The sequence below is a fragment of the Mycobacterium sp. genome, from assembly GCF_052144515.1.
In the GTDB taxonomy this organism is placed as follows: domain Bacteria; phylum Actinomycetota; class Actinomycetes; order Mycobacteriales; family Mycobacteriaceae; genus Mycobacterium.
Map to the genome: position 1 here is coordinate 1 of NZ_JBKQQD010000101.1, position 7,001 is coordinate 7,001.

7 protein-coding genes are annotated in these 7,001 nt (G+C 63.6%); 4 read left to right on the forward strand and 3 right to left on the reverse strand.

Features of this window, described 5'->3' with window-relative positions:
- Nucleotides 1-128 (reverse strand): zinc ribbon domain-containing protein (locus ACLP9N_RS05640; RefSeq protein WP_442406466.1); only part of this gene is annotated, 128 nt, incomplete at its 3' end.
- A gap of 159 nt (nt 129-287) precedes the next feature.
- Entirely contained in the window at nt 288-1,169 is an 882-nt protein-coding gene (locus tag ACLP9N_RS05645) for a bile acid:sodium symporter family protein (protein WP_442406461.1), read from the reverse strand.
- Between the two features lie 344 nt (nt 1,170-1,513).
- Between ACLP9N_RS05645 and ACLP9N_RS05650 the strand changes: the two genes are divergently transcribed.
- The 3 genes from ACLP9N_RS05650 to ACLP9N_RS05660 all read left to right on the forward strand — a co-directional run bounded on the left by ACLP9N_RS05650 (nt 1,514) and on the right by ACLP9N_RS05660 (nt 5,911).
- A complete protein-coding gene (locus ACLP9N_RS05650) occupies nt 1,514-3,121 on the forward strand; it encodes an AMP-binding protein (RefSeq protein ID WP_442406462.1) in 1,608 nt (535 codons plus the stop codon).
- Between the two features lie 173 nt (nt 3,122-3,294).
- Complete coding sequence (locus ACLP9N_RS05655) at nt 3,295-4,365, forward strand: alpha/beta fold hydrolase (RefSeq protein ID WP_442406463.1); 1,071 nt, start codon at nt 3,295-3,297, stop codon at nt 4,363-4,365.
- A gap of 115 nt (nt 4,366-4,480) precedes the next feature.
- Nucleotides 4,481-5,911, forward strand: a complete 1,431-nt coding sequence (locus ACLP9N_RS05660) for a wax ester/triacylglycerol synthase family O-acyltransferase (RefSeq protein ID WP_442406464.1) — start codon at nt 4,481-4,483, stop codon at nt 5,909-5,911.
- Nucleotides 5,912-5,962: 51 nt separating this feature from the next.
- Here ACLP9N_RS05660 and ACLP9N_RS05665 read toward each other — a convergent pair whose 3' ends face one another.
- Nucleotides 5,963-6,640, reverse strand: a complete 678-nt coding sequence (locus ACLP9N_RS05665) for a histidine phosphatase family protein (RefSeq protein WP_442406465.1) — start codon at nt 6,638-6,640, stop codon at nt 5,963-5,965.
- Nucleotides 6,641-6,832: 192 nt separating this feature from the next.
- On the opposite strand from ACLP9N_RS05665, the gene ACLP9N_RS05670 reads away from it, so the two are divergent.
- On the forward strand, nt 6,833-7,001 hold a 169-nt coding region (locus ACLP9N_RS05670; protein ID WP_442406467.1), incomplete at its 3' end, for a DoxX family protein.

Consider the following 7,001-nt stretch of genomic DNA (forward strand, 5'->3'; position numbering starts at 1 on the left):
AAGCAGCCGGCGCAGGCGTTGCGCCGGTCGAAGAACCGGGCCCCGCAGCTGCTGCATTCCCGCGCGATCAGGTGCGCTTCGCCGTCGTCGAGCACCAGATAATCAACCAATGGGACCCGCCCGGCCATGAGAACCTCCGTTGTGTGTGTAGGAGACGGTAGCGAATTGCGGCTCGCGGCGACAGATCAGGGGTGTCCGTCGCGCCTCTGGCTGAGCGGCACGGAATTGCCGCCCACACACGATGAAATGCGAACCTCCGGTGGCGCACGGCTGAACCGGTTGGTCGTTCACGGCGAAGTCGGTGCGGGAGACAGACGAAACGCAGGGTCCAGGCGGCGCACCGCGACAGCGAACGTCAGCGCGATGAAGGGTCCGACAGCCGCGTAAACTACTGCGGGGCTAGCCATTTCGGCACTATTCAACAGTTGCGGACTCAGTGCTACGCCCATCGCCACCACGGCGTTGTGCATTCCGATCTCCAAGCTTGCGGCGATGGCTTGTCGCGGGGCGAGATGCATCAGGCGTGGTGCCAGATAGCCGACTGTCAGGCTGCTGGTGCAGAACAACACGACGGCTCCGATCAGCACGCCGAAGTTGTGCCATAGCGTCGTCCCGCCTCGGCTGATCGCCGCGACCGCGACGAGTACCAGCAGCGCTGCGGCGGCTACTTTGACTGGCCTCTGAAGTCGCCGTGCCAGCTCAGGGAAGCGGTGGCGTATCGCGACGCCGATGGCGGTGGGTATGAGCACGAGCCCGAATACCCCGAAGAACTTATCCACCTGAAGGGGGATGAACCGCCCCTCTCCGAGGAACCAGGTCATCGAAAACGCCAATATCGCGGGTAAGGCAACGATCGACAGCGCAGCGTTGATGGCGGTCAACGTGAGATTGAGCGCCAAGTCCCCGCCGACCAGGTGACTGAGTATGTTCGCCATCAGCCCGCCGGGAGTCGCCGACACCAGCATCAGCCCAACCGCCAACTTCGGCTCGAGGTGCAAGGCTTCGGCAATCAACAGGCACAGGGCCGGTAGGAGTAGGGACTGGCAGATCATTGCGACCGCCAAGGGGCGCCGCAGCGTGACGGCCCGCCGGAAGTCAGCGACCGTGAGCGTCAGCCCGAGAGCGAGCATGAACACTACAACGACCAGGGGTAAGTACCGGTTGTCCATAATGCTCCACGGTGTTGTTGCAGAGGTGCCGTCGGTGTCGATCGGCGGAAGGCGGCGGCGCTACGACGAACCGACAGCGTTGGCTCGCCTTCCCGGCAGTATCGCAGTGTATGGATACCGGGTTTCAACAACGTCAAGAAAGGCGGTCCGGTGGGCGCACATTACGTGAACTGCGTCTATATGATCTAGATATTCCCCGTCATACGGGACCGCGGGCGCATGTTCATCATTCAACGGAGGGGCCGCAATCGCGAGCCTCGGGGTTTTTTGTGCGGCGCCACCGCCGCGACCGTTTACGGTGGTGTGGTATTCGAATCGGGGGACGTCGACCAGGAGCAGCACCCATGACGGCCGAGTCCGTGAACTTCAACTATGCCGCTCTGCGGGACCGATGGTACTCGGAGGGCTGGTACTCGTCGAAAACCTGCGTCGACGCCTTCGAGCGCGCTGCGGTCGAACATGCCCAATTGCCGGTCGTTTTCGTGGCAGACGAGACCGAGACCACGGCAACTGTCGGCGAAATTCATGAGGCTGCAAGGCTCGTTGCCGCCGGCATGCAGCGACTGGGTATCCGCGCCGGTGATGCGGTAGCCGTTCAGCTGACCAACCGGCTCGAGTGCGCGATCGCTTATCAGGCGGTACTGCTGTGTGGTGCGGTGCTGGTTCCCATCGTCCACATCTATGGCCCCAAAGAGGTGGAGTTCATCCTCGCGGAGTCACGGGCCCGCCTCCTCATCATGCCCGCCGAGTTCCGGTCGACGTCGTATGTCGAACGGGTGTCGAGCTATCGCCACCTACCCGCGCTTGACGACGTCGTCGTGATCGATGCGGCCGAACCGGGACCGGGGTACCTGCCTTGGCATGAGCTTTCCGGCGACCCGGATCACTATGTCGCTCCCGCGGTGCTATCGGACGATGTGTGCGTGCTGTTGTACACCTCCGGAACGGCATCGGATCCCAAAGGTGTTCAGCATAGCCATAATTCACTACTTGCAGAGCAGGCAACACTCCCCAAGCTACTCGCGGGCGGTCCGGACGACGTGCAGTTGGTGACATTCCCGCCCGGCCACGTCGCGGGACTGAACTCGATACTGAGGCCGCTGATGTCGGGAACCCGATCGGTGTTCCTCGATCACTGGGATCCCGTCCTCGCCGCGGACTTAGTCGCGAGGTTCTCGGTGACGTCCACGTCCGGCGCCCCGTTCCACCTGTCCGGGCTCCTCCAGGTCGAAGGCGTGACGGCGAAATTGGCAACGTTGCGCGAATTCCTGACCGGCGCCGCACCGGTCACCGACGAAGCCGGTCGGCAGGCCGCGGCGTCCGGCGTCACCGCATACCGCTGTTACGGCATGACCGAGCATCCGACGGTTACCGGAGCGCATGCCGACGATCCACCGATGGTGCGTATGGCGACCGACGGCGCGCCGATGGCTGGCTGCGCCGTGCGAATAGTCGGTCCCCACGGAGTCGAGATGCGGGCCGGGTGCGACGGCGAGGTGGTGGTGCAGGGCCCTGACCAATTCATCGGCTATTGCGATCCCGCCCTCAACGCCGACGCGTTCACATCCGACGGTTGGTTCCGAACCGGAGACCTTGGACATCTGGATGGCCATGGCCGGCTGACCGTCACCGACCGCATCAAGGACGTCATCATCCGCGGCGGTGAAACCATTTCGTCGGGTCAGGTCGAGGACGTGCTGCACAGTCACCCCGCGGTCGTCGAAGCGGCGGCGTTGGCCGCGCCGGATCCTCGCTACGGCGAGGTGGTCGCCGCAGTCGTCGTTCTCAAACCCGGTGCCGTACTTGATCTGGCCGGATTGCGGCGCCACTTCGAGTCGTCGGGCCTGGCCCGGCAGAAGACACCGGAGCGTCTTGTCGTCGCCGACTCCCTGCCCCGCACGGCGCTGGGCAAGGTCCGCAAGGCCGACTTGCGCAAAACGCATTTTCAGTAAGCACCCTTCGCTCAGGCGGGACCGTTGCGATATGGTCCGCTCCAGTGCGCTTTGCCTTGGCCCTGGTTTGGCCAAGTGGCCGCCCGCTCAGCAGTGGAAGGCACGTCAGATGGACGCAATCGTCATGGGCTGCCGGGCACATTCAGCCAATTATCGCGGTAGGAATCGCTGGCGTGATCGATGACATGCCACCGGAAACGCGCCCGGCACGCGTTCCGGCCGGCAGCCGAATTCGGTTGAAGCATCACCGAATCGAACTGCCAGACGGGCGAAGGGTCGGCGTTTCGGTGGGCGGCCACGGCGTGCCGCTGGTGTTCTTTCACGGCATCGGCATGAATCGGCAAGTCTACCTTCGGTTGCTGAGCCGGCTTCCGCAGCTCGGATTTGTCGTCGTCGCGCTCGATGCGCCCGGTCATGGCGATACGTTCTTGCCCGCTCGTGGAGCGAGGAGCTTTGCGGCGCGAATGGCGGCAACCAACGAGATACTCGATGCTCTCGGGATTCGCCAGGCACTCCTGGTCGGTCACAGCATGGGCGGGCGCACGGCTGCGGAGCTGGCGGCAAGTCGGCCGGAACGGGCACTCGCAATCGTCCTCATCGACCCTGCGCTGGGCGAGGCTTTCGACGCGTCGCGGGACCGCATCACGTCCCCGGTCGAGGCCACGATCGGACTAGCGGCCGGGATGCTCGACATGGTTCGCGACCGGGTCGGTCTGAGGAGATTCGGCGTTGTACGCCACCTGAGCATGCTTGCCGAACGGTCGCTGACCACGATCGCGCACCCCCGGATGTTTCTTTCCGCCGCCACGGCGATCGCCCAGGCCGACCACAGCGCACACGCACTCGGCCTATTGCGGGACAACGCGATTCCCGTCGCCGTCGTGCACGGCGAGCGCGACATGGTCGTCCCGTTGAGCTCTGCGGTCGATGTCGCCCAGCTGAGCAAGGGGACGCTGGTGACTTTGCCCAAGGCCTACCATTCGTGGGTGTTGCCCAGCCCTTGGACGTTCGTTCAAATCCTGCAACAGCTCGTCGCTCGGGGACTTCTGGGTGCCGAGCTCCGCAGCGAATTGAACGAGGTCAGACGAAACGGCACGAACGCGGCGATATCCGCGCGGTACTTGGTGGAGGGCTCAGCGGTTCTCGACCTCGCGCCGCCCGTCCAGGTCATTGGAAGTGCCTACCCTCGCAACGAGATCTTCTACCACGACTACCGGATCTGGGAACGGATGGAGACGCAGTGATTACCGTTCGGTTCGCGGGCGTCGAAAACGAGGCTTTCATCCCAAAAGAGCCTAGTGCCCGCCGGGGCGCTAGCCTATGCATAGTTTATATAGAACTCCCGCGAAAGCTAGGACTGTGAAACAGCTCTCTGTGCTCGACACGCTGTTTGTCACGATGGACAACGGGCGATTCCCGATGATCGGCACCGGCTTCTTGGTCTTCGATCCTTCGACATCGCCGGAGCCATGGACCCTTTCCCACCTCCGGGCGCACCTGTTGCGACTGCTTCCCGTCATGCCGCCGCTGCGGCGCCGCCTTGTCGAGGTGCCGCTCGGTCTGGCAGCTCCCGTATGGGTAGAGGATCCCGAGTTCAACATCGACGATCACTTGCACGCGCTCGGCGTCCCGGCTCCCGGTGGTGATCAAGAATTGGCCGCGCTCGTCAACGAAATCGGCAGCCTGCCGCTGGATTGGCGACGACCGCTCTGGGACTTGTGGTTCGTCGACGGTCTGGCCGAGGGCAACAAAGCGATCATAATGCGCATCCACCACTGCGCGATCGACGGAATGGGCGGCGTCGAGATGATTTTCCAGATGTTCTCGACCGAACCCGACGTTGAGGTCGTCTCCGTTCCGGAGGATTCCTGGCAGCCGGAGCCGGTGCCGTCGCAAGCCGAGATGCTCTTCCGGTCCGTGCCGTCGCTGATGAGCCGACCATGGCGCACGGTACAGGCTGCGACAGGTCTCGGGGCGAGTATCGCGAGAGGCAGAATCGGCGCGCTCCTGAAAAGCGATGACGCCAAGCCGGATCCAAATGCCAGCGCGCGACTGTTCTCCGGGCCACGTCTGCCGTTCAATGAGATTCCCCACGGAGTCCCGCACAAGTCGACCGCATGGGCCGACATCGCGATGTCGGATGTGAGGAAGATTCGAGAACTTCACGGATGCACCGTCAACGACGTCGCACTGGCGCTTTCAGCGGCGGCGCTGCGCCAATGGCTGATCGACCACGACGCATTGCCGGACGGGCCGATCACCTGTGGTAATCCGGTCAACACCCGCACCGTCGACGACAAGGGCGCCTTTGAGAACAAGTTTGCGATCATTTCGCTGAAACTGCCGGTCGAGGTCGAAGAGTCGATTGAACGCCTCAAGATCATCAACCACGCGACAACGGCCGCCAAGGAATCCGTGAAAAGCTCGGGGACCAACGCCGTCGAGAGCCTTTTCGGGATTCTCGCTCCCGGTTTCACCGAACTCGTGGTTAACGGCCTGATCGCCGGGCTTGGGTCGAAGACGCCCGCTCCCTTCAACACGCTGGTCACCAACGTGCAGGGCCCGCCCATACCGCTGTATTTGGCCGGCGCCAAGCTCGAGCGGATGCATATTCAGATGATGCAGACCAACGGCATGAGCTTGATCATCGCGGTGATGACCTACGCCGGTCGGATGTTCATCACGACCGTTGGGCACCGAGAAAACACCCCCGATATCTGGAGCATCCCCGAGGAGATGCTCAAGGAGGTTAGCCGCCTTCTTAACGCCCCTGCCTCTGCGGAGGGTTAGTCGGATCCGCCACCGAATGCCCGCAGCGTCCATTTGGTTTGGGCTGCTGCGTCAGCACGGCGGAGGGTCGGCCTCCCATTGGGTCAATGTCCAGCCGTCGGTGGGATTTCCGGTCACGACGATGCGGCCCAGGTTCGGCAGCTGCTTGCTGGTCAACAGCGACCGGTCGGGGTTGTGCACGTTCATCAGCACCCAGAGCATGATCGCTCCGCCGTGCGAAAACGCGACCGGGTTGAGTTCGCCGCTGTCGTAGATGTTTTGGACGGCGTCGTCGAACCGCGCTTCGAATTCGTTGCCGTCTATTGAGCCCGGGATGCGTGCGGCGCGGTCACCCTGCAACCAGCGAGTCGGGATGGCCATGAAAGCTCTGGCGTTGGATTCGGGTTGGCCTTCGTACTGGCCGGCCTCGATCTCCCGCAGCCCGGGCAGCACGGTGACGGGTTCGCCCAGTGCTTGCGCCGTCGGCGTCGCCGTTTGCTGAGTGCGGACCATGGTGGAGGCGTAGATGCCGTCGTAGTGGCTGGAGCTCAACGGTCCGGCGGCGAGCGTCGCCTGACACCATCCCTGCGGGGTCAGCTCCGGGCCGGGGGTCGAGGTGTCGATCAGGCCCGACGCGTTGCCCGCCGACTGGGCATGCCGCACCAACGTCAACGTGATGGTGCGGGGACCGGCCGCGTGCGCCGATCCGCAATCGACGCCGATCACCGCGATCAGAACGGCGGCAACCAAACGTCCTAACGTTATGACGATTTCACCGAGGCTCCGCGCGGGCAGGCGCTTGGCAGACACGCGCGAATTCACGCGCGAGAGTCTAGATGATGTGAATAGGGCAACGCGCGCACGATCGAGGTTCGCGGCCACCCGACTCAACCGCGAGGCGCTCCTGTTGTCCAGGCGACCCCATGATCTAGGTTTGCACCTATGACTCCCTACGACGTCGGATTGCTGATCCTGCGGCTGGTACTGGGCGTGACACTGGCCGCCCATGGTTTGAACAAGTTCTTCGGCGGTGGCCGCATCCCCGGGACCGCCCGCTGGTTCGAGAGCATCGGCATGAAGCCCGGGAAGTTTCACGCCACCGTCGCCGCCA